Source organism: Streptomyces sp. WAC04114 (genome assembly GCF_019733245.1).
Lineage (GTDB): Bacteria > Actinomycetota > Actinomycetes > Streptomycetales > Streptomycetaceae > Streptomyces > Streptomyces massasporeus_A.
The window spans coordinates 1-24,730 of the sequence record NZ_JAIGQA010000099.1 but is presented as its reverse complement, the minus strand read 5'-3'; the positions used below and the strand labels follow the sequence as shown (position 1 = coordinate 24,730).

Annotated in this window: 21 protein-coding genes, 1 other RNA gene and 4 pseudogenes; 10 read left to right on the top strand and 16 right to left on the bottom strand. The window is 71.2% G+C overall.

The window, feature by feature from the left end:
- The 7 genes and pseudogenes from K4G64_RS23750 to K4G64_RS23725 form a co-directional block, all read right to left on the bottom strand.
- Positions 1-316 (bottom strand): hypothetical protein (locus K4G64_RS23750; protein WP_221758040.1); only part of this gene is annotated, 316 nt, incomplete at its 3' end.
- A gap of 111 nt (positions 317-427) precedes the next feature.
- Positions 428-580 carry a hypothetical protein gene (locus K4G64_RS23745; protein WP_221758039.1) on the bottom strand — a complete coding sequence of 51 codons (153 nt, stop codon included), beginning with the start codon at positions 578-580 and terminating at the stop codon, positions 428-430.
- A 73-nt stretch (positions 581-653) separates the two neighbouring features.
- Positions 654-801 (bottom strand): annotated as a pseudogene (locus K4G64_RS41490) (RHS repeat-associated core domain-containing protein); the annotation flags it as partial.
- Between the two features lie 404 nt (positions 802-1,205).
- Positions 1,206-1,400, bottom strand: a complete 195-nt coding sequence (locus K4G64_RS23740; protein ID WP_221758038.1) for a hypothetical protein — start codon at positions 1,398-1,400, stop codon at positions 1,206-1,208.
- Positions 1,401-1,842: 442 nt separating this feature from the next.
- Positions 1,843-3,006: an RHS repeat-associated core domain-containing protein gene (locus K4G64_RS23735; protein ID WP_374206441.1), complete on the bottom strand. Its 1,164-nt coding sequence runs from the start codon at positions 3,004-3,006 to the stop codon at positions 1,843-1,845.
- Positions 2,983-3,582, bottom strand: a pseudogene (locus K4G64_RS23730) (response regulator); the annotation flags it as partial. The pseudogene K4G64_RS23730 and the gene K4G64_RS23735, both read right to left, overlap by 24 nt.
- Positions 3,579-4,793, bottom strand: a complete 1,215-nt coding sequence (locus K4G64_RS23725) for a polysaccharide pyruvyl transferase family protein (protein ID WP_221758037.1) — start codon at positions 4,791-4,793, stop codon at positions 3,579-3,581. The pseudogene K4G64_RS23730 and the gene K4G64_RS23725, both read right to left, overlap by 4 nt.
- A gap of 533 nt (positions 4,794-5,326) precedes the next feature.
- On the opposite strand from K4G64_RS23725, the gene K4G64_RS23720 reads away from it, so the two are divergent.
- From K4G64_RS23720 to K4G64_RS23710, 3 genes are read left to right on the top strand one after another with little or no spacing between them, the layout of a single operon-like run.
- Entirely contained in the window at positions 5,327-6,184 is an 858-nt protein-coding gene (locus tag K4G64_RS23720; protein WP_221758036.1) for a MaoC/PaaZ C-terminal domain-containing protein, read from the top strand.
- 32 nt (positions 6,185-6,216) lie between these two features.
- Positions 6,217-7,293: a Zn-dependent alcohol dehydrogenase gene (locus K4G64_RS23715; protein ID WP_221758035.1), complete on the top strand. Its 1,077-nt coding sequence runs from the start codon at positions 6,217-6,219 to the stop codon at positions 7,291-7,293.
- An 11-nt stretch (positions 7,294-7,304) separates the two neighbouring features.
- Positions 7,305-8,246 carry a 3-oxoacyl-ACP reductase gene (locus K4G64_RS23710; RefSeq protein ID WP_221758034.1) on the top strand — a complete coding sequence of 314 codons (942 nt, stop codon included), beginning with the start codon at positions 7,305-7,307 and terminating at the stop codon, positions 8,244-8,246.
- Positions 8,247-8,399: 153 nt separating this feature from the next.
- On the opposite strand, the gene K4G64_RS23705 is transcribed toward K4G64_RS23710, so the two are convergent.
- Together K4G64_RS23705 and K4G64_RS23700 are read right to left on the bottom strand one after the other, a co-directional pair.
- On the bottom strand, positions 8,400-8,567 hold the full coding sequence (locus tag K4G64_RS23705) for a hypothetical protein (protein ID WP_221758033.1): 168 nt from the start codon (positions 8,565-8,567) through the stop codon (positions 8,400-8,402).
- Positions 8,568-8,664: 97 nt separating this feature from the next.
- Complete coding sequence (locus K4G64_RS23700; RefSeq protein WP_221758032.1) at positions 8,665-9,876, bottom strand: hypothetical protein; 1,212 nt, start codon at positions 9,874-9,876, stop codon at positions 8,665-8,667.
- A 200-nt stretch (positions 9,877-10,076) separates the two neighbouring features.
- Here K4G64_RS23700 and K4G64_RS23695 point away from each other — a divergent pair, with 200 nt between their 5' ends.
- Genes K4G64_RS23695 through K4G64_RS23685 form a run of 3 tightly spaced genes read left to right on the top strand, consistent with a single transcriptional unit; the run spans position 10,077 to position 12,914 of the window.
- Complete coding sequence (locus tag K4G64_RS23695) at positions 10,077-10,931, top strand: Nif3-like dinuclear metal center hexameric protein (RefSeq protein WP_221758031.1); 855 nt, start codon at positions 10,077-10,079, stop codon at positions 10,929-10,931.
- Positions 10,928-11,671 carry a zinc ribbon domain-containing protein gene (locus K4G64_RS41120; protein ID WP_221758045.1) on the top strand — a complete coding sequence of 248 codons (744 nt, stop codon included), beginning with the start codon at positions 10,928-10,930 and terminating at the stop codon, positions 11,669-11,671. Before K4G64_RS23695 ends, K4G64_RS41120 begins: the two co-directional genes overlap by 4 nt.
- Before the next feature lie 19 nt (positions 11,672-11,690).
- Positions 11,691-12,914 (top strand): bifunctional RNase H/acid phosphatase, encoded by a 1,224-nt coding sequence (locus tag K4G64_RS23685; protein ID WP_221758030.1) that lies wholly within the window; start codon positions 11,691-11,693, stop codon positions 12,912-12,914.
- Here K4G64_RS23685 and K4G64_RS23680 read toward each other — a convergent pair.
- From K4G64_RS23680 to K4G64_RS23665, 4 genes and pseudogenes are all read right to left on the bottom strand, one after another.
- Complete coding sequence (locus K4G64_RS23680) at positions 12,889-13,539, bottom strand: bifunctional 4-hydroxy-2-oxoglutarate aldolase/2-dehydro-3-deoxy-phosphogluconate aldolase (protein WP_221758029.1); 651 nt, start codon at positions 13,537-13,539, stop codon at positions 12,889-12,891. The genes K4G64_RS23685 and K4G64_RS23680 overlap by 26 nt on opposite strands.
- 73 nt (positions 13,540-13,612) lie before the next feature.
- Positions 13,613-14,395: a peroxide stress protein YaaA gene (gene yaaA / locus K4G64_RS23675; protein WP_221758028.1), complete on the bottom strand. Its 783-nt coding sequence runs from the start codon at positions 14,393-14,395 to the stop codon at positions 13,613-13,615.
- A 53-nt stretch (positions 14,396-14,448) separates the two neighbouring features.
- Positions 14,449-15,038: pseudogene (locus tag K4G64_RS23670) on the bottom strand (hypothetical protein).
- Positions 15,035-15,790: a MerR family transcriptional regulator gene (locus tag K4G64_RS23665; protein ID WP_221758027.1), complete on the bottom strand. Its 756-nt coding sequence runs from the start codon at positions 15,788-15,790 to the stop codon at positions 15,035-15,037. Before K4G64_RS23665 ends, K4G64_RS23670 begins: the two are co-directional and overlap by 4 nt.
- Before the next feature lie 163 nt (positions 15,791-15,953).
- Between K4G64_RS23665 and K4G64_RS23660 the strand changes: the two genes are divergently transcribed.
- The 4 genes and pseudogenes from K4G64_RS23660 to rnpB all read left to right on the top strand — a co-directional run bounded on the left by K4G64_RS23660 (position 15,954) and on the right by rnpB (position 18,719).
- Complete coding sequence (locus K4G64_RS23660; protein ID WP_221758026.1) at positions 15,954-16,532, top strand: Uma2 family endonuclease; 579 nt, start codon at positions 15,954-15,956, stop codon at positions 16,530-16,532.
- 24 nt (positions 16,533-16,556) lie between these two features.
- Entirely contained in the window at positions 16,557-17,384 is an 828-nt protein-coding gene (locus K4G64_RS23655) for an AraC family transcriptional regulator (protein WP_221758025.1), read from the top strand.
- A gap of 19 nt (positions 17,385-17,403) precedes the next feature.
- Positions 17,404-18,183 (top strand): annotated as a pseudogene (locus tag K4G64_RS41485) (DMT family transporter); the annotation flags it as partial.
- 124 nt (positions 18,184-18,307) lie between these two features.
- An RNA gene (rnpB, locus tag K4G64_RS23645) (RNase P RNA component class A) lies at positions 18,308-18,719 on the top strand.
- A 52-nt stretch (positions 18,720-18,771) separates the two neighbouring features.
- Here rnpB and K4G64_RS23640 read toward each other — a convergent pair.
- The 3 genes from K4G64_RS23640 to eccCa form a co-directional block, all read right to left on the bottom strand.
- Positions 18,772-19,389 (bottom strand): hypothetical protein, encoded by a 618-nt coding sequence (locus tag K4G64_RS23640; RefSeq protein ID WP_260460870.1) that lies wholly within the window; start codon positions 19,387-19,389, stop codon positions 18,772-18,774.
- A complete protein-coding gene (locus K4G64_RS23635) occupies positions 19,386-20,804 on the bottom strand; it encodes a DUF6177 family protein (protein WP_221758024.1) in 1,419 nt (472 codons plus the stop codon). The genes K4G64_RS23640 and K4G64_RS23635 overlap by 4 nt, the downstream gene beginning before the upstream one ends.
- A partial coding sequence (eccCa, locus tag K4G64_RS23630; protein ID WP_221758023.1) for a type VII secretion protein EccCa occupies positions 20,801-24,730 on the bottom strand: 3,930 nt, incomplete at its 5' end. The genes eccCa and K4G64_RS23635, both read right to left, overlap by 4 nt.

The window sequence follows — 24,730 nt, the reverse complement described above, 5'->3', positions numbered from 1 at the left end:
TGCCGGTGATGCTGGCGGGCCCCACCCCGCAAGACCACTCCCCAGCCCAACCCTGACTGACGTCTCCGCCGGAGCCGCCGAGTGAGGCACTGGCTCCGGGGGTGCCCGCACCGAAGGTCACGAACCAGGAGCTGTTTCCGTCGCCGTCCTTCCCCCGTCCACCACCGACGCAGAGGTAAAAGCAGACTTCACCGCTGATGTCGAGGGAGAGCAGCCCATGGGGGTCGATGCGGTTGACGGGGTCACCTTCGGCACCTGATCGAGCGGGTAACCCCGCATCACCTTGCATCGGATTTCCGCCGGTCGTCCCGAACACCTACGGCTCCAGCACCGCAATACGCCGCCCTCGCCGCAACCGGTGGATCGCCCGCTGCCCCCGAGTCTCGACGACTCGGGGGCAGCGGCAGGTACAGGTCGGGTGAACCGATCAGCCTCGGCGGCCGCGGCTCCGGCTCACCCTGCCATAGATGATCATGGCTATCAGAGCGGCGACGGCAATGCCGAGGATCACCAGCCCAGCAGTGCCTTCGGGCATGACGCGGCCCTCATTGGCCAGCAGGTAGGTACTCGTCGCTTCCACTTGTTCTCCTCTCCCGTGCCTGGCCTCACGGCCAGGCGTCAGTCGCCTTGTTCTTCGATCGAGAAGAGTCCACTGGGTCGATGCGGTTGACGGGGTCGCCTTCGGCGTAGAGGTAGAGGTCCTTCTCCTGGGGTGAAGCGGCCGATGCTGAGGACGTAGTAGCGGGCCGAGAAGTGGTACAGGCCGGTAGGGTCCTGGAAGCCGCCGATGAACCGGAACGGATTTCTCAGGGTTGGTCCTGGGCTCAACGGCAACCATGTGGCGGGTCCTCCAGCACCGACGTCCGGAGGACCCGCTGTCATTTCTTCGGATGGTTCCTTCGTTACTTGCGTCGCTTGGCAAGCAATCCCTTGATGACGAACACTCCGACGAGCAGGGCGACCACCACGAAGAGGATCTGACCCCAAACCGGAAGGTCCGGGCCACCTCCTGGGGCCGCTATCGGGGCATGGTGCACAGGGGTCTGTCCCCCCCGAGGCACAGGTAGAACCCTTCGAGGCTGAGGCCGAACGATGCCGGCCCCGAGGGGGCGATGCGGTTTACGGGGTCACCTTCGGCACCAGGTCGAGCGGGGCGCACTTTCCGCGCCCCTTGCCTTTCCCTGGCTTCTGTGTAAGACGTTGAGTCACTGGAATATCCCCGCAGCGTAAAGAATTCCGCCCAGTACCAGGAGTGCTCCCACCAGCCTAAAGATGAAACGATTATAGGTGTCAAAAGCCTTTCCTCCCGTGGTCCGGTTTGCGCGGTTGGCGAACATTGGGCCAATGAAAAAGAAGAAGGCTCCAAAGAGGGACATGAAGATGCCCAGAGCGATTCGCACGCAACGACCTCCTGATTCAAGCTGATGGAGTAATCGAGCGGAAGGCCGGGTGAGTCGAAGCTCACCCGACCTTCCCTTCACCCCTCTAGCGGTGACGTCGTCTCACCAGAAGAAATCCGATGATGACTGCGAACAGCACCACCATGCCTATCGCCAGGTGTGGGCTCCATGAGGGCCCTTTAGGCTTGGCCAGGTACTCCATTGCCGCCAGTTGCACAGCGAGCATGACACTCCTTCTGAGTATCCTTCTAGAACGTGTACTTTGCGTTCATCGAACACTTACCGGTACTGCCGCCTGTTTCGAATCCCGCATCACCTTGCGTGTTGCCGGTGATGCTGGCGGGCCCCACCCCGCAAGACCACTCCCCAGCCCAACCCTGACTGACGTCTCCGCCGGAGCCGCCGAGTGAGGCACTGGCTCCGGGGGTGCCCGCACCGAAGGTCACGAACCAGGAGCTGTTTCCGTCGCCGTCTTCTCCCGTCCACCACCGACGCAGAGGTAAAAGCAGACTTCACCGCTGATGTCGAGGGAGAGCAGCCCATGGGGGTCGATGCGGTTGACGGGGTCGCCCTCGGCGTAGAGGTAGGGGTTCTTCTCCTGGCCGGAGGGGTCGGGGCTGGTGAAGCGGCCGATGTTCGGGTCGTAGTAGCGGGCCGAGAAGTGGTACAGGCCGGTCGGGTCCTGGAAGCCGCCGGCGAACCGGTACGGCTGGGAGACCTGCTCGGTGGTGGTGCCGCGTGCGACGCCGCGGGGGCTGTAGGCGTAGCTGTTCACCTTGGTGCCGCTCTCGTCGGCGAGCGCGACGACAGAGCCGATCGCGTCGGTGAGGTAGTGGTACGACTTGCCCCCGGTCGTCATGGAGTTCAAGGTGCCCCCGGGTTCCCGGTTGAATCCCATGTCGACTCCGGCCGTGGTCTTGGCCGACAGGCCGAGCGGGCCGTTGTGGAAGAAGGTGTCGCCGAGCTTGATCCGCTCGCTCTGGTCGGTGGAGCCGTACTGGCCGGCGTAGGTCTTGCCGGCGACGGTGATCGACGTGAGCTGGCTGTAGTCGGACCAGGTCTCGCCGGTCCGGGTGCCCTCGGGTGTGGAGGCGCCGGCGGTCTCGTTACCGATCTTGTCGTAGGACCAGTTGGCGGTGGAGCCGTTCTTGGCGGTGATCTGCTGGGCGTCGTTGATGGTGTAGGTGGTGCCGCGGGGGCAGCCGGGGTCGACGCCCTGGCTGGTGAGGTTGCCGGCCTGGTCGTAGCAGTACTGCCAGGAGGAGTTGAGCGTGGTGCCCTTTTCCTCCTTGGCGTAGGAGAAGCGGCCTGCGCTGTCGTAGGTGTAGGTGGTCTTGAGCCCGGCGACGGCGTCGGTGCGGGTGCGGATCTTGGTGCCGTCCGTACCGGCGTTGGAGTAGGAGTAGGCGAGGTCGACCAGGGTGCCCTTGGGTGAGGTCGCCTTGATCTTCTCCGGCCTGCTGGACTTGTCCGGGGTGACCTCCTGGACCGTGCCGCCGGGGTAGGTCGTCGTGGTGCGGAAGTCGTTGGCGTTGTACTTGTACGTGGTGGTCTTGCCCGTCGGGTCCTTCAGCGCGGAGAAGCGGGCCTCACGCAGGGCCTCCATGCGGTTGCGGGTGCCCGTCTTGCCGATCGCGGAGGACAGGTAGTTGCGGACCGTGGACTCCGACAGGCGGAGTCCGGCGGCGATGTCCGCGACCGTCGCGCCGTCCGCAGAGGCCTTGAGCACATCGCTCTAGCGGGCCGTGAGGGGGCTCGGGCCCGCACTGAGGGCGGCGGTGGCCAGGGCGGGGTCGACGACCGTCTCTCCGGCAAGGACCCGGCGGACAGCGGCGGCGACTTCCTCCACGGGCCCGTCCTTGACCAGGAAGCCGGTGGCACCCGCCTCCATGGCGCGGCGCAGGTAGCCGGGCCGGCCGAACGTCGTGAGGATCAGCACCCGGCAGCCGGGGACCCGGGCGCGCAGGTCGGCGGCGGCGTCCAGACCGCTCCTGCCCGGGAGTTCGATGTCGAGGAGGGCGACGTCCGGGCGGTGGGCGAGGGCCGCGTCCAGGATCGCGTCGCCCGCGGCCACTTGCGCGACGACCTCGATGTCGTCCTCCATCCCCAGCAGCAGCGCGAGCGCGCCGCGCATCATGCCCTGGCCCTCCGCGAGCAGGACGCGGATGCGCCGCCCGGTCAAGGGCCCGGGGCGGGCCGGGGTGTGTCCAGCAACGAGGTCAGCGTCCGGATGAAGGACGACGCCGAGTGGTCCGCGTGGTCGCGGATGCGCGCCGCGACCGTCTCGGCACCGCCGCCCTCCAGGAGCCGTACGAGCCTGTCCAGATCCTGCCCGTGCCCCTCCACGGTGGTCAGGTAGAAGTCCGTCGCGTCGTACGCCATGTGGAAGACGTGCTTCTTCACATCGCTCAGCGTCAGGTAGTCGTCGTGCGTCTTGGGCGTCGGTTCGGGCGCGCCCACGCACACCGCCGGGGTGCCGGCGCCCCAGGAGTTGACCGCCAGATGGTAGGTGTCCGTGACGACCAGCCGGTAGCGGGGCAGGACCCCGACCAGGTCGCCGACGGTGGGATCGCCCCGACGGGCCGCGATGTGGCGCACCGCGTCGGGGACCTCACGGTCGAACCAGGGCAGCCACTCCAGCGGGGCGCCCAGCCGGTCGGACAGGCTCTGGCAGAAGCCGGGCAGCCAGCTGGGGATCGGCGTTCGGGCCCCCAGGAAGACGCCGATCGCACCGCCGTCGGGGACCGACCGGGACCACTCGGTGACCGGCAGGTGGTCGAGGTCGCCGGGGCGGGAGAGCAGCGCCGCGTCCGAACCGAAGTGGTCGGTCGTACGGTCCCCGCGCAGATGCGCGATCTTCGCCGCCGAGAGCGGATCCCGCACCCACATCCGGTGACTGCGGGTCACCAGGCGCGAGAACAGCGGGCCGTACTCCTTGTCCTCGTAGTCGGACTGCGTGTTGTGCAGGATCGTGCCGCCGTAGCTGACGGTCCGCGTGAGGACCTCGTCGGGCTGGTCCGCGAGCAGCAGGGCGCGGTTCAGCTGCCCCCGGGCGTCGTCCCGGTCCGCGGCGAAGCCGAAGTCGAGCAGGCGGTTCGTCGCGTCCTGCGCCAGGTAGTGGCGGGTGTGCAGGAAGTCGCCCCAGAAGACGACCGCGTCATGGTCCCGGAGCGTGTCGAGGTGATCGGCCAGCGGGTGGAAGCGGAACGGGAACTCGATGCCGCGCGCACCGTCGCGGAGCGGCACCGTCTCCGGCGTGTGCAACGTGTACCAGGTGGCGTCGAACGCGGTGTCCATCCGCCGCCGCAGGGTGTCGAACGCCAGGTCCACGGTCAGCATGCCCGTGTTGCGGTACCCGATGTTCGGCGCGGTGATGACGGCGACGCGTCCCATGTGCTCCCGTTCTCCCGGCTGTTGCCCGTGCTCGATGCGCAGGTCGCGCGGATCACCGGCCAACGTACACGTCCGCGTCACTGCGAGAGTCCGCCGCCCCCAACGGCCGTGCGTCCTCCATGTCGAGTCGGTGGAAGCGGTCACCCGCGTGCCGTCGAGGCCGGTCGGACCCGTGCCGTCGGAACCGGCCGGAACCGTTCCCTCGGAGCCGATCGGAACCCTGCCGTCGGAGCCGGCCGAACCCATGTCTCCGCCGCCGGCGACCATCGCGCCCCCGGCAGCCCCGCCCCGCCCCGCCCCCGGCGTCGGACACCGTCAGCCGCACCCGTTCCCCGCGAGCTCCACGCCGACCCAGCCCAATGGATCTGACACAGTGTCAGGAGTCTTCACAAGTACCGGGGCCTCGGCTATACAGAGGGCGCGGGACTGGAACGCGTTTCAGTTCGCGTCCCCGTCCGGCCCCAGACGGCCTCGGTGCGGCCGACGGTGCGGACGGCCGTACCGAGGTCCTTCCTCCGGCGATCAGGAGCCCCATGCCCATCGACGCAGCCAAGGCGCTCGCCGCCGGACCCCGGACCGGCGAGATCTCCTGGGACCACAGGGACGTGCAGCTCTACCACCTCGGCATCGGCGCGGGCAGCCCCGCCACCGACCCCGACGAACTGCGCTACACCCTGGAGTCCCGGCTGCACGTTCTGCCGAGCTTCGCCACCGTCGCGGGCGGCGGGAAGCCCGGCGTGACCAGTGGCCTCTCCATGCCCGGCATCGAGGTCGAACTGGCCCGCGTCCTGCACGGCGGCCAGAGCCTCGTCGTCCACCGGCCCCTCCCGGCGGCGGGCACCGCCACCGCGACCAACCGCGTCGCCGCCGTCTACGACAAGGGCTCGGCGGCCGTCCTCGTGCTGCGCACCGACGTCGCCGACGCCGACGGCCCGCTGTGGACCAACGACGCCCAGATCTTCATCCGCGGCGAGGGCGGCTGGGGCGGCGACCGCGGCCCCTCCACCCGCCTCGAACCCCCCACCGGCGAACCCGACCGCACCGTCGAACGTCCGGTCCGCGACGACCAGGCCCTGCTCTACCGCCTCTCCGGTGACTGGAACCCGCTGCACGCCGACCCGGAGTTCGCCAAGCTCGCCGGATTCGAGCGGCCCATCCTGCACGGCCTGTGCACCTACGGCATCACTCTCAAGGCGGTCGTCGACACGCTCCTCGGCGGGGACGTGACCCGGGTGCGCTCCTATGCCACCCGGTTCGCCGGGGTCGTGTACCCGGGGGAGACCCTGCGGATCCGTATGTGGCACACGCCGGAGTCCACCCGGGTCGCCGTCAGCGCCGTCGAGCGGTCGGACGCGCCCGTCCTCGCCGACACCGTCGTCGAACACACCTGAGTCCACAACGCCGTACGAGGGGAGCCCGCACCATGCGCGCAGCCGTACTGCACGAGATCGGCCAGGACAAGCTGGAGGTCCTCGACGACGTCGAGGCGGTGGGGTTCGGAACCGGCAAGGTGCGGATCCGGGTGCGCGCCACGGGGCTGTGCCACTCGGACCTCTCCGCGATGAGCGGGGTGCTGCCGCAGCCCGCGCCGTTCGTGCCCGGGCACGAGGGGGCGGGCGAGATCCTCGAAGTCGGCGAGGGCGTGAGCCACGTGAAGGCGGGCGACCGGGTCGTGGTGTGCTGGCTGCCCGCCTGCGGCGCATGCCCCGCCTGCAAGCGCGGCCAGACCGAGCTGTGCCTGGCCGGGTTCATGAACGCGGGCACCCCCAACTTCAAGCGCCCCGGCGGTGACCTCTTCGGCTTCGCCGGCACCGGAACCTTCACCGAGGAGGTCGTCGTCGACGCCGGCTGCGCGGTACCGATACCCGACGACGTGCCCTTCGACATCGCCGCCCTCATCGGCTGCGGGGTGACGACCGGGCTCGGCGCAGCGCTCAACACGGCCGATGTGGAGGCCGGTTCGTCGGTGGCGGTCATCGGCTGCGGGGGCGTCGGCATCTCCGCGATCCAGGGCGCCCGGCTGAAGGGTGCCGCGGAGATCGTCGCGGTCGACCCGGTGGCCTCGCGCCGCGAGTCGGCACTGAAATTCGGCGCGTCGCGGGCCGTCTCCCCGGAGGAACTGCCGGGCGCCAAGCAGCAGGTGACCGGCGGCGAGGGCTTCGACTACGTCTTCGAGGTCGTCGGCAGGTCCGGCACCGCCCGCACCGCCTACGAGAACACCCGGCGCGGCGGCACCCTCGTCATCGTCGGCGCGGGCACCATGGACGACTTCCTCCAGCTCAACATGTTCGAGCTGTTCTTCGACGAGAAGCGGATCCTGCCCTCCATGTACGGCGGCGGTGACGTGCTGACCTCCTACGAGCGGACCATCGCCCTGTGGCGGGCGGGCCGTATCGACCTCGCGGGCCTGATCACCCACCGGGTGCCGCTCGCGGACATCAACGAGGCCCTGGACCAGATGCGCACCGGGACCGCCCTGCGCACCTGCGTAGAGATCTGAGGACTGCGCCGATGCCACTGCCACTTCAAGGACTGTCCGCCGTCGTCACGGGCGCGGGCCGCGGGCTCGGCCGGGCCGAGGCGCTGGAACTCGCCCGGCTCGGCGCCGCCGTGGTCGTCAACGACTACGGGCAGCCCGGCCGCGACGGTTCCGGCGAGGCGTCCGCGGGGCCCGCCGAGGAGGTCGCCGCCCAGATCCGGGCCTCGGGCGGCACCGCGCTCGCGCACACCGGCGACGTCTCCGACTTCGACCAGGCGCGCACGCTCGTCGAGCAGGCCGTCGAGGCGTTCGGCAGGCTCGACATCCTCGTCAACAACGCGGGCATCCTGCGCGACCGCATGGTGTTCTCCATGGCCGAGGAGGAGTGGGACTCCGTCCTGCGCGTGCACCTGAAGGGACACTTCAACACCACCCGGTTCGCCGCCGCGCACTGGCGGGAGCGGTCCAAGCGGGCCGGGGAGCCGGTGTTCGGGCGGATCGTGAACACCTCATCGGAGGCGTTCCTCGCCGGTTCCGCCGGGCAGCCCAACTACGCCGCCGCCAAGGGCGGGATCGTAGGCCTCACCACCTCCACCGCCCTCGCCCTCGGCAGATACGGCGTCACGGCCAACGCCATCTGCCCCCGCGCCCGCACCCGGATGACCGAGGACGTCTTCGCGGGCGTCGAGCAGCCCTTGGGCAGCGGCCTCGACCCGCTGGCCCCCGAGCACGTCGCCCCGCTCGTCGGCTATCTGGCCTCACCCGCGGCCGCCCACGTCACCGGGCAGCTCCTCGTGGTGCACGGCGGGATGGTCGCCGTCGTCGAACGGCCGCGGGTCGCCGCGAAGTTCGACAGCAAGCAGGACGCCTTCAGCTACGACGAGCTGGAGGCCGTCCTCGGGCCGTACTACGCGGACCGGCCGGCCGGGGAGACGTTCGCGGCGGCGGAGGTGCTGGGTCTGAAACGCGGGTGAGAGACACCGAGAACGATGCCGGGCCTGAAACGCGGATGAAGACACCGAGAACGGAGCAGGGCCTGAAACGCGGATGAAGACACCGAAAACACGGAACGGCCCTCCCCGCTTGTGGCGGGAAGGGCCGTTCGCCGTCTGGTGACCGGCGTGCCGTCAGGCCGCGGTCACGGCCTGCTCGGTCTCCGTCACCGGCTTGCGGTGACGTCCGCGCGGAGCCGTCCCGCCGTCCTGCGTGGAGACCTCTCCACGGTGCCGGCCGGGGCCGGTGGAGGACTGCTGGACGTCGGCATTGCGCGGCTGGTTCGTGCTGGCGTCGCTCATCGGATGGAATTCACCCCGTCAACATGATCTTTTTTACAGCCGGGTGAGTCTAACCGGCCCCCTTGACCTCGGATCCAGGCAGCCGCGCCGACCGGCACTAGTTCGTTACAAGGCGTCCCAACGGCGCTTCCTGAAGGGGCACAGGGCGTGGAGCGGAGGGCGCCGGAGGCTCGGCCGGCTGAGCCGGGGGTTCCGCGGGCTGAACGGACTGTTCCGCGACCGGGGCCGCCGGATCGGGCTCCGGAAGCGGCGCCGCCACGACCCCCGGCTCCGGTTCGGCGGCCGGCGGCGGACACACCTGCGCCACCCCGCACGGCACGGCCTCCGTCGCGTACGGCAGCCGCAGCACCCCCTCCGGCGTCCACAGGCCCGCGCCCGCCAACCACCCCTCGGGCGCCCGGAGATGATGCACCCGCCGCTCGGCGGGCCGCCAGACGGCGACCCAGCTGCCCGTCGGTCCGTCCACCCGCAGCGCCACCGCACAGCTCTCCGGCGTCAGCACCTGCCCCGGCTGGATCGCGAATGGCGTGACGGAGCAGCCCCGCACCCGCAGGCACTCCGGGAAGCGCACCGGCAACGAACTGCCCAGGACACCCCAGCCCAGCCGGTCCTGCCCCGGCGAGGGCGCGTCCGAGCGGACGATCAGCAGCCCGCTGTCGTGGTCGGCGAGCAGCAACCGGTCGTCGCTCTCCGCGGTGATCTGCAGCAGCGGCGACACCACGCCACCGCCTTCCAGGTCCACCACGACGGACTTGGTGCGACCGCCGGCCTCCCGGTCCAGCGCCAGCAGCCGCCCCGACCGGTCCAGCCAGACCCCGCCCGAGCAGCGGCCGGGCAGCTCCGCCAGCCGCTCGGGCCCGAAGGCGCCGCCCGCCACCAGCCACACCGACGTCGCACGCGGCCCGACGGCCAGGGCGTAGGCCCGTTCCCCGCCCGGGGCGGGCGGCAGCAGCCGCAGCCGGGCGGTCCCGTCCGGGCACTCGACCGCGCCCAGCGGCAGTTCGCCGGTGCCGGGCCCGGTCGGGTAGAGCAGCGAGAAGGCGTGCCGCCCGGCCACCACCCGGTGGATCAGGACCCGCCCGTCGGCCATCGGCTGCACCTCGGTGCCGGGCTCCTCCGGCTGGTTGCGGGGCAGGGGCACCGCATACGGCTCGGGGCCGTCCAGGGTCCAGCGCTCCGGGAACCAGGAGTCGCCGGCCGACGCGAGGCGGGCGCCGTAGGCACCGTCCGCGGTGAGCGTGCAGCCTGTCGGCGCGGTCACGTCCTCGTCCTCGTGTCCCGCCGAAGGTTCGATCACACAGACCGTCATCGTTCGGTCACCTCCAGTGACGAACGCTAGGTATCGCACGCGCGGACAGGGAATTCCTCGGGCGCAGGCTTCACACAAAGGGGTGTTCCAGGAACGATTCGCCTGAGGAAAAGGGGGCGATTGTGCTGAGCGGGGCCCTGGGTGCCGGGAGCGGGCGGTGGCGGTGCAACGCCACAGATCAGGCGGGTAGCCTTGCTCCCGTGCCCCGTCTGTCTGAAGTCATCGCCGCGCTGGAGACCCTGTGGCCCGCCGAGCGGGCCGAGTCCTGGGACGCGGTCGGCACCGTCACGGGTGACCCGGACCAGCAGGTCACGCGGGTCCTGCTCGCCGTCGACCCGGTCCAGGAGATCGTCGACGAGGCGGTGAAACTGGGCGCCGACCTGCTCATCACCCACCACCCGCTCTACCTGCGCGGCACGACGACGGTCGCGGCGACGCACTTCAAGGGCCGTGTCGTGCACACCCTCATCAAGAACGACATCGCGCTGCACGTCGCCCACACCAACGCCGACACCGCCGACCCGGGTGTCTCCGACGCCCTCGCGGGCGCGCTGGACCTGCGGGTCACCGGGCCGCTCGTGCCGGACCCCACCGACCCCGCCGGCCGCCGGGGCCTCGGCCGCCTCTGCGCGCTGGACCACCCGGTGACCGTGCGCGAGTTCGCCGCCCGCGCCGCCGAGCGGCTGCCCGCCACCGCGCAGGGCATCCGCGTCGCCGGCGACCCCGAGGCGCTCGTGCGCACGGTCGCCGTCAGCGGCGGTTCCGGCGACAGCCTCTTCGACCAGGTCCGTGCGGCCGGGGTCGACGCCTTCCTCACCGCGGACCTGCGCCACCACCCCGTCTCGGAGGCCCGCGCCCACAGCCCCCTCGCGCTGCTCGACGCGGCGCACTGGGCCACCGAGTGGCCCTGGTGCGAGCTGGCCGCGAGCCAGCTCGACGAGATCTCCGACCGGCACGGATGGGACCTGCGCGTCCACGTCTCGAAGACGGTCACCGACCCCTGGACCGCGCACGCGGCCTCGCCCCCTTCTGATCCCCTTGGAGCCCCGAACTGAACGCCGCGCCCGCCGACCAGATCCGACTGCTCGACGTCCAGGACCTCGACGTCCGCCTCCAGCAGCTCGCGCACAAGCGCAAGTCGCTGCCCGAGCACGCCGAGATCGAGTCGCTGACCAAGGACCACACCCAGCTGCGCGACCTGCTCGTGGCCGCGCAGACCGAGGAGAGCGACACCGCCCGCGAGCAGACCAAGGCCGAGCAGGACGTGGACCAGGTGCGCCAGCGCGCCACCCGCGACCAGCAGCGCCTCGACTCGGGCGCCGTCACCTCCCCCAAGGACCTGGAGAACCTCCAGCGCGAGATCGCCTCCCTCGCCAAGCGGCAGGGCGATCTGGAGGATGTGGTGCTGGAGGTCATGGAGCGCCGCGAGTCCGCGCAGGAGCGGGTCGCCGAGCTGACCGAGCGCGTCACCTCCGTCCAGTCGAAGATCGACGACGCGACCGCGCGCCGCGACGCCGCCCTCGAGCAGATCGACGGCGAGGCCGCCACGGTCACCAAGGAGCGCGAGGTGGTCGCCGGTTCCATCCCGGCCGATCTGCTGAAGCTCTACGACAAGCTGCGCGGGCAGCAGGGCGGCGTCGGCGCGGCGAAGCTGTACGCGCGCAGCTGCCAGGGCTGCCGGCAGGAGCTCGCCATCACCGAGCTGGCCGAGATCCGCAAGGCCGCGCCCGACACGGTGGTCCGCTGCGAGAACTGCCGCCGCATCCTGGTGCGCACGTCCGAGTCCGGCCTCTAGGCCTTCAGGGAGCCCTCCGGTGCGCGAGTTCATCGTCGAGGCCGACGGCGGGTCGCGGGGCAACCCGGGGCCGGCCGGCTACGGGGCCGTGGTCAGGGACGCGGCGACGGGGGAGACCCTGCGGGAGAGCGCCGAGTACATCGGCGTCGCCACGAACAACGTCGCCGAGTACCGCGGCCTCCTCGCCGGCCTGCGCGCCGCCCACGCGCTGGACCCGGACGCGACGGTCCACGTCCGGATGGACTCCAAGCTCGTCGTCGAGCAGATGTCGGGCCGCTGGAAGATCAAGCACCCCGACATGAAGCCCCTGGCCGCGCAGGCGGCCCGGGTCTTCCCACCCGGCCGGGTCACGTACGAGTGGATCCCGAGGGACCGGAACAAGCACGCGGACCGTCTGGCCAACGAGGCGATGGACGCGGGGGCCAGGGGCGAGCGGTGGTCGGAGACGGAGTCGACGGCGGAGGTGGACACGGCGGGTGAGGCCGGCGCCGGGGTTTCGGAGGGGTCTGGAGCTGCCGCCCGGGTCGGGGAGGTTCCCGGAGCCGTCGACGACACCGCACGTGCCGATACCCGCGCCGCCAAAGCCGTAGCCGCTCCGGGCTGGGCGCCCGCCGACATGGGCACCCCCGCCACCTTCGTCCTGCTGCGCCACGGCGAGACCCCCCTGACCCCCCAGAAGCGGTTCTCCGGGAGCGGCGGCACCGACCCTTCCCTGTCCGACACCGGCCGGGAGCAGGCCGAGCGGGCCGCCGCGATGCTGGCCCGGCGGGGCACGATCCAGGCCGTCGTGTCGTCGCCGCTGGCCCGAACGCAGGAGACCGCCGGGATCGTCGCGGCCCGGCTCGGACTCGACGTGAGCATCGACGACGGGCTGCGCGAGACCGACTTCGGCGCCTGGGAGGGGCTCACGTTCGCCGAGGTGCGTGAGCGCTACCCCGACGACCTGAACGCCTGGCTGGCCTCACCGGACGCCGAACCCACCGGAGGCGGCGAGAGCTTCGCCGCGACGGCCACCCGGCTCGCCGCCACCCGCGACAAGCTGGTCGCGGCCCACGCCGGCCGCACGGTCCTGCTGGTCACCCACGTGACCCCGATCAAGACGCTGGTCCGGCTCGCCCTGGGCGCCCCGCCGGAGTCCCTGTTCCGCATGGAACTGTCGGCCGCGTCCCTGTCGGTTGTCGCGTACTACGCGGACGGCAACGCCAGCGTCCGCCTCCTCAACGACACGTCCCACCTGCGCTGAGCCCCGCCGCCGCACGGGCCAGCTCCTCGACACGCCCCCAGTCGCGGGCGGCGAGGGCGTCCCGCGGCAGCATCCAGCTCCCGCCCACACAGCCGACGTTGGGCAGGGCGAGGTAGTCCGGGGCCGAGGCCGGGCCGATCCCGCCCGTGGGGCAGAAACGGGCCTGGGGGAGCGGCCCCGACAGCGACTTCAGATACGCCGTGCCGCCCGCGGCCTGCGCCGGGAAGAACTTCATCTCCCGCACCCCGCGCTCCAGCAGCGCCACGACCTCGGACGCCGTCGACACCCCCGGCAGGAACGGCACCCCGGAGGCCCGCATCGCCTCCAGCAGCACGTCCGTCCAGCCCGGACTGACCAGGAAGCGGGAGCCGGCGGCCACCGCCTCGGCGACCTGCTCGGGACGGATCACCGTCCCGGCCCCGACCACCGCCCCGGGCACCTCCCGGGCGATCTCCCGGATCGCCTCCAGGGCCGCGGGTGTCCGCAACGTCACCTCGATCGCGGGCAGCCCACCCGCGACCAGCGCCCGCGCCAGCGGCACGGCGTCGGCGGCATCCTCGATGACGACGACGGGGACGACGGGCGCGAGGTCCAGCACGGAGGCGGGCGGGGCAGGGGAGACCATGAGGTCATCCTGTCGTCGGCATGCAGGGTGCGCAAAGGTCGTTGCACATCGTGCAACGCGCAGGCGGCGCCCGCTAGTGGATCTCGTCCACCAGCACGTCGAGCGACCAGCCCTGACCCGACTTCGCCGGAACCTGCGCCTCCACGACGTACCCGAGATCCTTGAGCGCCTCCACCAACTCGGCCGGCCCCTTCGGCTCGGCCCCCGAGGTCAGCAGGCTGCGCACGATCCGCCCCTTGGTCGCCTTGTTGAAGTGGCTGACCACCTTCCGTGTCGGCGCATGCAGCACCCGCACGGACGCCGTACGCCCGGCGACCTCGCCCTTCGGCTTCCAGGCGGCGGCATACGCGGCGGACCGCAGATCCAGCACCAGCCCACTCCCGGCCACCTCGGGCAGCACCGACGCCATCGGCGTACGCCAGTGCGCGCCCAGCGCCCCGATCCCCGGCAGCTTCACGCCCATCGAGCACCGGTAGGAGGGAATCCGGTCCGTCACCCGCACGGCACCCCACAGCCCGGAGAACACGAGCAGCGACCGCGCGGCCCGCCGCTTGGCGGCCGTGTCCAAAGACGCCAGCCCGAGGGAGTCGTAGAGCACGCCGGTGTAGATCTCCCCGGCCGGCCGCGCCCCCGCCGTGCGCAGCTCCGCGTTCTTCGCGACCTCGCCCCGCAGCCCCTCGCTCAGCCCCAGCACCTCACACGCCTTGTCCGCGTCGCCGGCGCACAGCTCGACCAACTCGGTGAGAACGGCCTCCCGGGCGGCGGTCAGCCCCGGCAGCGACAGCGACTCCGGCTTCAGCGGGGCACCGCGGCCGGAAGAGGCCTTGCCTTCGGACGGCGGCAGCAGGACAAGCACGCGTACTCCTTCGATCGAACTCCGCCGCCAGCGTACGGGGGCGGACGAGGAGCTCAGACGCGCGCCCGGCCGAGTGCGCGGACGAGGCCGTCGGGGTCGTCGGCGTGGAAGCGGACGACCCGCACCTCCCGGCTCCGCCCGAAGAAGCCGACGTGCGTGACGGGTTCCGTCAGCTCGAGCGTGACGCTGGTCTGCGAGCCCACCTCCACATCCAGCTCCCCGTCGGCCCGCTCGTGCGTCATCCGCAGCTCGCGCCGCACCGAGACGATCCGCTCCAGCGGCACGCACAGGTCGACATGGACGTACCGCCGGACCCGCAGCGTGCCGCGGTCCACATCCAGTACGTGCGGACGCACGACGGACGAGGCGTGCAGCGCCACCACGAACACGATCGTGTACACGTCCAGAAAGAGAACCGCCGCGTGCACGGTGGGCCAGTCCCGCAGCAGCACGGACAGCGCGACCGTCTCGACGACACACACGAACGCGAACCCGGCCATCATCGCGCCTGCCCGCGCGCGTACCCGAAGGCCACCCCACTGCCCGTCCCGTGCGCCCGCCGCGCCACCCACAGGGCGAGACTCGCGAGCAACCGCACCTCGTGCCGGACCAGCAGCCACATCAGCCGCCACACGGCCCTCATCGCCGCTCCTCGGCGAGGATCCGCAGCGTGCGCCGGACGGCCTCCGCCTGGGCCGGGGCGAGATCGTCGTAGAAGGCACGCAGGAAACCGTCGTCCGGGTCGAGCTCCCCGGCCTCCGGAAACAGCCCCGGCGGAATGCAGCCGGCCAGCGCCACGGCGGCCCCCTCGACACGCGGGTCATCGGGCTCGGCACCGGCGAGCCCGTCGAGCAGCGCGTACGCCGCCGCGGCCCGCTCCATGGCCCCCGGACTCCCCAGCGCCTCACCCACCGACGCCACCAGCCGCTCCCGGTCCTCGGCCGGCATGGCGGTCTCCAGGAAGGCGATGATCTCGCGGTCCTTCACGGCCATGGGCGAGTCCGACAGATGCGAGGTCCCGGCGAACAACGCGGCCAGCTCGGGCGACACCGGCCCCTCGGCGGGCATCCCGCCCTCCGCGTCCAGCAGGGTCCGCAACCGCGCCCGCCGCTCCCGCAGGGCCGCCTCCTGACGCGCCAGATCCTCGTCCAGCTCGGTCAGCACCTCGACGAGGTCCTTCCCCGCATCGTCCGCGAGCACGTCCCGCACCTCGGCGAGCCCCAGCCCCAGCTCGGTCAACCGCCGGATCCGCGCCAGCACGACGGCATGCCGCAACCCGTACTCCCGATACCCGTTGGCCCGCCGCTCGGGCTCGGGCAACAGCCCCAGATGGTGGTAATGCCGCACGGCCCGCGTGGTGACGCCGACGACGGCGGCGAGTTCTCCGATCCGCATGCCACCAGTGAAGACGTTGACGTTGCGGCAGGGTCAAGCGAGCCGTTCGGTGACTGACGGCGGCGTTGATCGTGTGCCACGATCGAAGGAAGGGATCCCGATCTCACGGACAGGTGATCAGCCGATGTCCCAGTCTGGCGAGCGACCGAAGGAGGGGCGTGACATGACTGCCATGGCCCACGAGCCGCTCTCGCAGGAAGACGTCCTGCTGGAGGGCTTTCTCGCCCTGGACACACCGGAAGGTTTCCGGGCCGAGCTGATCGAGGGGGAGATCGTTGTGACGCCGCCGCCGGACGGGGATCACGAGAAGTACATCAGCCGGATCGTGAAGCAAGTGATCAGACGCTCCCGGACCGACATGGACTTCTCGGGGAACAAGGGGCTGAAGCTGAGGAGCGGGGGCGCATGCCCCAAGAACCACCTGATTCCGGACGTCACCTTCGGCCCCATCGAGCGCGACTTGTTCGGCGGAGCCGACCCCTGGATGCCCTGCGACGGCGTCGCGATGGTGATGGAGGTGACCTCCACCAAGCCTCAGACCGACCGCGAGGCCAAGCGCCGTTGCTATGCCCGCCCGGGCATCCCGCTCTACCTGCTCGTCGACCGGGACACGGCGCAAGTCACGGTTTTCAGCGAGCCGAAGGGTGACGACTACCGCGAACACTGTGCCCGCCCCTTCGGCAAGCCCATCACTCTTCCGGAACCGTTCGCCTTCGACCTGGACACGGCCGACCTCGTCTGATCCCCTGTGGGCGGGGGGTGCGATATGGGGATGCGCGAACAGACCAGCTGGACCAGGGCACGCCTGGGCCGCGCCGGCCCGCCCCTCGACCTCCTCACCGCCCACTTCGACAGCCACGTCTACGCGCCCCACGCCCACGACGAATTCACCATCGGCGTCACGGTCGGCGGCTCGGAGGTCATCGCGTACCGGGGCGGTCACATCCACTCCTACCCCGGCTCGATCGTCGTCCTGGAGCCCGGCGAGATGCACACCGGCGGCCCGGCCGCCTGCGACGGCTACGCCTACCAGGCCCTCTACGCCGAACCGGCCCTCCTCACCGACGGCACCCTCGGCGGCCTCGCGCACTTCCGCGACCCCGTCCTCCACGACCCGGAACTGGCGGCGGCCCTGCGCGCCGCCCACACCGACATCAGCGCCTGCCCCGACCCGCTGGAGGCCGAGTCCCGGCTGCCCTGGCTGCTCACGGCCCTGGCCCGCCGCCACTCCACGTCCAGGGCGGCGAGCGACACGGTGCCCGGCGCCGACCACATCGCCCGGTCCGTACGCGACCGCCTCGCGGACGAACTGCTGGACCCCCCGTCCCTGGCCGCCCTCGCCACGGACCTGGGCCTGTCCCGCTACCAACTGCTCCGCGCCTTCCGCACGACGATGGGCGTACCGCCGTACGCCTGGCTCGCCCAGCACCGGGTGGCCAGGGCCCGCGGCCTCCTGGAAGCCGGACTGCGCCCCGCCGAGGTCGCCCCTCTCGTCGGCTTCGCCGACCAGGCCCACCTCACCCGCTGGTTCCGCCGGGTGCTGGGGGTGACCCCGGCGGCGTACCGCAACAGCGTTCAAGACACCGGCGGGTGAGTGGCCCGAAACTCATCGCATGACTGCACGCGGCTGGTTCCTGTTCTCCCTCATGGGAGTGATCTGGGGCGTCCCCTACTTGATGATCAAGGTGGCGGTGGACGAACTGTCCCCGTCCATGGTGGTGTTCGCACGCTGCGCCCTCGGCGCCGCGCTCCTGCTTCCCTTCGCCCTCCGCCAGGGCGGCTTCGGCCGTACCGTCCGGACCCACTGGAAGCCGATGCTGGCCTTCGCGGTCATCGAGATCATCGGCCCCTGGTGGACCCTCACCGATGCCGAACGCCACCTGTCCAGCTCGACCGCCGGCCTCTTGATCGCGGGAGTGCCGATCGTCGCCCTGCTCCTGGCCCGCTTCTTCGGCGCGGGGGAGCGGGTGGGCGCCCGCCGCGTCGTGGGCCTGGCCCTCGGCCTGGCGGGTGTCACCGTCCTGACTCTGCCGCACCTCACGGGCGGCGACGCCCTGTCCATGGCCGAGGTGCTGGTGACGGTCGTCGGCTACGCCACGGCCCCGCTGATAGCGGCCCGCTACCTCAAGGACGTCCCGACGCTGCAACTGATCACACCGTGCTTGACGCTCGCCGCCGTGGTCTACGCCCCGGCGGCCTTCCTGACCCGGCCGGCCACGATGCCCTCGGGCGAGGTCCTGGCCGCCCTCGCCGGCCTGGGCGTGGTCTGCACGGCGATCGCGTTCGTGGCCTTCCTGGAGCTGATCAAGGAGGTCGGCCCGACACGAGCGGGCGTGATCACGTACGTCAACCCGGCGGTGGCGGTCGCCGCGGGCGCGCTGTTCCTGGACGAGAAGCTGACCCTCGGCATCGGCGTCGCCTTCACCCTGATCCTGGCGGGCTCGGTCCTGGCGACGGCGGCCGCAGCGCCGAAGCGGGACGTCCGCCGGGTACGGGTACCATGGTCGACACGGCAGACGAGCCGGGCGGACGGCCGCGTGGAGTCCCCCTGACGGGGAGCTTCCCGAGGAACGTCCGGGCTCCACAGGGCAGGGTGGTGGCTAACGGCCACCCGGGGTGACCCGCGGGACAGTGCCACAGAAAGCAGACCGCCGGGGACCTCGGTCCTCGGTAAGGGTGAAACGGTGGTGTAAGAGACCACCAGTGCCCAGGGTGACCTGGGCAGCTAGGTAAACCCCACCCGGAGCAAGGTCAAGAGGGAGCACCCCTTCGGAGGTGCTCCTGCGCGGACGATCGAGGGCTGCCCGCCCGAGTCCGCGGGTAGACCGCATGAGGCCGGTGGCAACACCGGTCCTAGATGGATGGCCGTCTCCCCGGCCGCCGCGAGGCGACCGGGTGACAGAACCCGGCGTACAGCCCGACTCGTCTGCCGCTACCTTCGACTTTGCCTGGGGCCCTCGGACAGGGCTGCGGAGCCCCCTCTATTGATCATCGTCATCGATGGGTTCGGGCTCACGGGTGTAGGCGAAGTCGAGGACGTAGCGTTCGGTGACGGGGCAGTTGTTCCAGGCTTCGACGAGCTGGTCTTCCGGGAAATCGTCGGTGAGCTGGTCGAGAGTGGTGTTGTAGTAGTCGGCTGCCGCTTGGCGGTTCTGCCACCAGGCGTGGCCTTCGTAGACGCCGGGGCGGGGCAGGGTGATCTCGTTGGCGGGTCCGCGGTCGAGTTGACCGATGACCAGGATGCCTGTTTCCGATTCCAGACTGACCTCGGTGTGACCTTCGGCCTCGGCGGGCGGGGCGGGTGGGGAGTCCCAGATGCGGATCGTCATCTGGACTCTCATGTCCGCTTGCAGGCTGAGGAGGTACAGGTGGTAGCCGTTGCCGGCCACCACCTGTGTCTCCGCGGCGTCCATGGCTGCTTCGTCACCGAGGTGGGCGTCCGCGTCGTAGATCTCCAGCACGCGGCGGCCGGGGGTAGCGGTGACGTTGTGTTCGGCGAGAAGCGCCATGGTCAGTGGTGTCTTCCTGTTTGCTGGTGATCGTCGCACGCTGACCGAGCCGATGGCACACCGCGACCAGTCCAGCTCACCGACGATCATTTCCGTTGCGTCTGCCTGGGGATGAACAGGTAGCGGATGAGGCGCTGGAACGTGCTCCAGGCGTCGGCGTCGGTTCCGTCACCCAGGGGGTAGTGAAAGGCGGGCATGCTTGCGGAACCGAGGCGCGTGGGCGAGAGGCCGGGGGGCGGGTGCCCGGCACGGGTCTCACCGATCGCCTCAGCTTCCGCACTGCCGAGTGTGAATGCGACGGGAACGGGCGGGGCTTCCAGGTACGGCGGGACGGTGAGGTCGCGGCGGGCCGCACGGACGGTCGTGAGCAGGGTGACGAGACCGTGCTCGGTGTCCAGTACGGTCGCGAGTTCCTCGATGGCGTCCAGGGGCGGTGCCTCGTCACTGCCGTAGCCGAGCGAGAGGGTGATGTCCTCCTCGACTCCCACCGGTGTGCGGAGCACCCGGACGGTGGCGAGAACGGGCCGGCCTGGGGGCCCGACGGCGACGAGCCAGGTGGGCCGGGGCGCGCGGGCACGGGCCAGGTCGGTCAACTGGCGCGTGGACCAGGGGAGGTTGACCGGTTCGGCGGTACTCCAGCCCGCGGGCTGTGCGCCGGTCAGGTGCCGGAAGGCCGCTTCGAGGGCGCGGCACAGGACGAGGTTCTCGTCGGCGGGGTGGCGGGTGCGCAGGGTGAGGATCAGCTGGCGGTCGCTGGTGTCGGGCCTGGGGGCGAAGGCCTCGGCGACCCTGGTGGTGCCCTGTTCGTCGTGTACGGGGGTGAAGGTGCCGTTCTTCCAGTGGAGTACCGCGCCGGACAGTCCGTCGTAGTAGCCGTGCTCGGGGTCCTGGACGACCCAGCGGTTGGGCAGGCCGCGGAGCGCCGTGCGGGTGGGGAGCGTGAGGCGCGCTGTGGGCGGGGTGACGATCTGCAGGGCGCGCTCGGCGCCGGCGGCGCTGCGCAGAGCGTCGGAGAGCCAGCTGGTCATGGCGATCAGGGGGCGGTCCTGGATGACCACGGCGGTGGTGTCGGTCAGGACGTCCACGGCAGGGCTGCCGGTGGCCGGGGCCGGGATAGTGGAGACGTCGGAGGTGAGGGGGACGACGTCGGTGGTGGCGGCCTCCGGGGGCCATACCGTCCCGCCCAGCACGGTGGCCAGCCGTCCGGCGAAGGAACCCGCGAGGCGTGCCGCTTCGGCGACGGCGGTCGAGGCGCGGGCCTCGGTCCACCACACCGGCCCGTCCGCGACCGGGTGATCCAGCAGGCGAGAGGTCTCGCCGGGGACCTGGACGAGGATGGGCGCCTCGACCGAGACCAGGGGGCGGCCGTCGGGACCGCAGAGCTGCACGACTGCGCCGTCGGCCGTGGTGTTCACGCCGAGGTCGGGGCCGCCGGCATACAGGCCCGCGAGCAGGGTGGGCAGGTCCGGCATCTTGGGGGTGAGGGCGATGACGTCCTTGGTCACGGGCCTTCTTCGTCTGCGAGGGCGGTCTGGATGAGCTGGTGAGGGCGTCCGCGGCGCACGAGTGTGCCCCGGCCGGGCGGTTGTTGGGACGCGTAAAGGCCGGGAAAGAGCTGGCCTTCGGCGCGGTCGCCGGTCATGACGAGGGCGGTGGTGCCGGTTTCGCGCAGGATGGTGAGGAGGGGTTCGTAGAGTGCGCGGGAGGATCCGGCGGCGCGGCGGGCGATGACGAAGTGCAGACCGATGTCCTGTGCGGAGGAGACGTAGGGCAGGAAGGGCGCCAGGGGTTGCTGGCCGGCCGCGGTGAGGACGTCGTAGTCGTCCACCAGGATCACGATGTGCGGCCCGGTGAAGGCGGGTTCGCCGGTCTCGGGTGCGTCGGGGTCCGCCGTCTCCGGCAGGCGTTTCTCCAGCTCCGCGGAGATGCCGGTCGACAGCGCGTTCGCGAGCTTGGAGTTGTGGGCGTAGCCGCCGCGGTAGGGCTCCGGGACCACGCCGCGCAGACCGCGGCGGGGGTCGTAGACGCCGAAGACGAGCTCCTTGTCGCCGTAGCGTTCGACGAGTTGCGTGGCGATGAGCTTGAGCAGGTTGGTCTTGCCGCATTCGTTGTCGCCGAGGATCAACAGGTGCTGGTCGGTGCCGAACAGGTCGAGCAGGACCGGCGCGAGGCTCTCCTGGTCCACGCCCACGGGAATCGTCGCCGGTTCGGTGGCCGGTGACGGCAGCTTGGCCATGGGCAGGCGGGTGGGCAGTACGCGTACGGGCGGGGCGAGTTCACCGTGCCAGGACGCGCGGATCGTGCGAGCGGCGCGTTCGAGGGCCGGGCCCAGGTCGCCGGTCTCCGGCCGGGTGTCGATGCGAGGCAGCGCGACCTGCGCGAACAGCTTGGCATCGGTCAGGACGCGGCCGGGGGTGTCCGGGGCGAGGGTCTCCGACAGTTTGCGGTCGATGGAGGAGTCGGCCGGGTCGTTCAGGCGCAGCTCGACGCGGGTGCCGAACATCGACTGGGTGGCGATGCGGACGTCGTTCCAGCGCAGCATGCCCGCTACGACGTGAATGCCGTAGCCGCCTCCGCGCTTGAGCAGATCGGCCACCGCGTCGTCGAGGTCGGCGAACTCCTCGCGCAAGGCACCGAAGCCGTCGATCATCAGCACGATGTCGGTGGCGGCCAGGGCGGGCAGCCGTCCCTCGGAGCGCAGGTGGCGCAGTTGGTCGACGGAGTCGATGCCGTGCTCGCGGAACAGGGCCTCGCGTGCTGACAACATGCCGCGCACCTCGGCGACCGTGCGGGCGGCTCGTTCGTGGTCGGCGCGGGAGGCGATGCCGCCGACGTGCGGCAGCCCGGCGAGCGCGGACAGGCCGCCGCCGGACAGGTCGAGCCCGTACACGGCGACGTCGCGCGGAGTGTGGGTGAGAGCCAGGGAGAGGGCGAGGGTGCGCAGGAGGGTGGTCTTGCCGGACTGCGGCCCTCCGATGACGGCCACATGCCCGCCCGCCACGGTCAGGTCCAGCCGCCACGGCTGCTGCCACTGCCGCGCCGGATCGTCCAGGACGCCGAGCGGGACGCTCATCGGGCCGCTCGTGTGGGTGAGCCGCACACCGTCTGCGCCGGCTTGGAGGGGGCCTGCGGCCGTGTCTAGGGTGGTGACGTCGGGCAGCGGGGGAAGCCAGATGCGTCGTACCGGCGGTGCTGCCGTGGCGAGTTGGCCGACCATGACGGAAAGGACCGTCGGGCCGGCTTCCCGCTGAGTGGCGACAGGTTCCTCCACAGCCTCGGTCCCCTGAGAGGTGGTGTTGTACGCCGGATACGGGCGGGCGAGCGGCTCGGTGTCGTGTTGGTCGCGTCGCGCCGGGCCCTGGTAGGTCCCGGAGACGTATCCGGCCTTGAAACGCTCGTAGGTGGACGTGTCGACCTTGAGGTAGCCGAAGCCCGGCAGCGGCGGGAGGTGGAAGGCATCGGTGGTGTCCAGCACGGTGCGGGACTCGTCGGCGGAGAAGGTGCGCAGGCCGAGCCGGTAGGAGAGGTAGGTGTCCAGACCCTTCAGTTTCCCGCCCTCGATGCGCTGGCTCGACAGCAGCAGATGGACGCCGATGGAGCGTCCGATGCGGCCGATGGACAGGAACAGGTCGATGAAATCCGGCTTGGCGGTGATGAGTTCGCCGAACTCGTCGATGACGACGAAGAGGTGGGGGAGGGGCTCCAGGCCGGGGTGGGTGGTGTCACGCAGGGTGGCGTAGTGACCGATGTCCGCGATGTTCCCGGCGTCCTTGAGGACCTGCTGGCGGCGCTTGACCTCGCCGGCCAGGCTGGAGTGGACGCGTTCGACGAGCCCGGCCTGGTTCTCCAGGTTGGTGATCACGCCCGCCACGTGCGGGAGCTCGGAGAAGGGAGCGAACGTCGCGCCGCCCTTGTAGTCGACCAGGACGAGGGCCAGATCTTCCGGGGAGTGAGTGGCGGCGAGCGCGAGCACGAGGGTGCGCAGCAGTTCGCTCTTGCCGGAGCCGGTGGCGCCCACGCACAGTCCGTGCGGACCCATGCCGAGCTGCGAGGACTCCTTCAGATCCAGCAGTACCGGCCCGTGGCGGTCGGTGAGGCCGATGGGGACGCGCAGGAAGTCCCGCTCACCGCGGGGTGCCCACAGGCGTTGCAGGTCGAGGCTTGCCGGGTCGTCGATGCTGAGGAGCACGGGGAAGTCGACCGGGCCGGACATGGGTGTACCCTCGGCCGCCGACTCGGCCGACAGGCGCAGTGGGGCGAGCATGCGGGCGAAGCCCTCGGCTCCGGCGGCGGTCACCGCGTCGACCGCGCCGTGGGCGGAGGGAAGGTGCGGGGCGCGCAGGTCGTCCACGGTGATGCGGCCGTCGTCGACGGTGATGCGCACGCTGACCTGATCGGGCTCGTGCACCTGCTGCTGGAGCAGGTGCAGCACGGTGACACCCATCTCCGGGAGCCCGATCGCCGAGTCGGGGCGGGGCAGTTCGGCCGCGGTGTCGCCGTAGGAGTCGCTGATCACGAGCATGCGCGAGGTCAGGCGCAACGCGTCCTTGGTCCTGCCCGCCAGCCCGCGGCGCACCCCGGCCGCGTAGGCGGCGCGCTGCCGCAGGTCGGGGCCGCAAAGCCGGGCCAGCTCGGCCAGGTCGGATGCGATACGGCGGGCGGCGACCGGTCCGTCGTAGGTCTGCGGATCCAGAACATGGGGCAGCCACTTGGCCCAGGTCCACTCCCGCTCGTCGCTCGCGCCGAGGGCGATGGCGACGTCGTCCGGCGCGTGCGTCACGGCGGTCTGCAGCAACAGCGCGCGGGCGACCGTGAGGACACTGTCCCGGTCGCCGATGATGCTGACGTTCCCGGCCCGGTCCAGCGGCACGGTGAGAGGGAAGTCGGTGGCCGTGCCGAAGCGGCCCTGCAGGGCGCGAGCCTCGTTCAGCATGAACGGGTCCGGTGGGGTGAGGACGCCGCCGGTGCTGTTCTGCTCGATGACCAGCTCATGAGCGGGTACGTCACCGCTACCGGCCCGCACCGAGAGGAAGTCCGCGTCCTGGCGCCGCCTCTCCCACAGTCGGGCCGGGGCCCGGACGAGGTCGTACAGGGCCTCGGGCGGCGGGTTCAACTCGCGTGCTTCCTGCCGTCGTTCCCGCTCAGCGGTGCCCAGTTCCTCGCGCAGTTCCTCCAGGTACTCCAGATAGCGCTCACGCTGCACGCGCCGGGTGCGCTGCGCCTTGCCGCGCTGGGACAGGAACAGCGCCACAGCTCCGAGCAGGGCGACGACCAGCACGAGCGCGCCGATCGCGGCGAACTGGCTGTTGCGGATGACCGTCATCAACAGGACCGAGCTGACGACACCGGCCATGGGCAGCAGTGCGGTGGCCGCGTTGCCGACCTTGCCCTCCGGGAGGTTCGGGGGCGCCTCGATCGTGCGGGGCGGCGG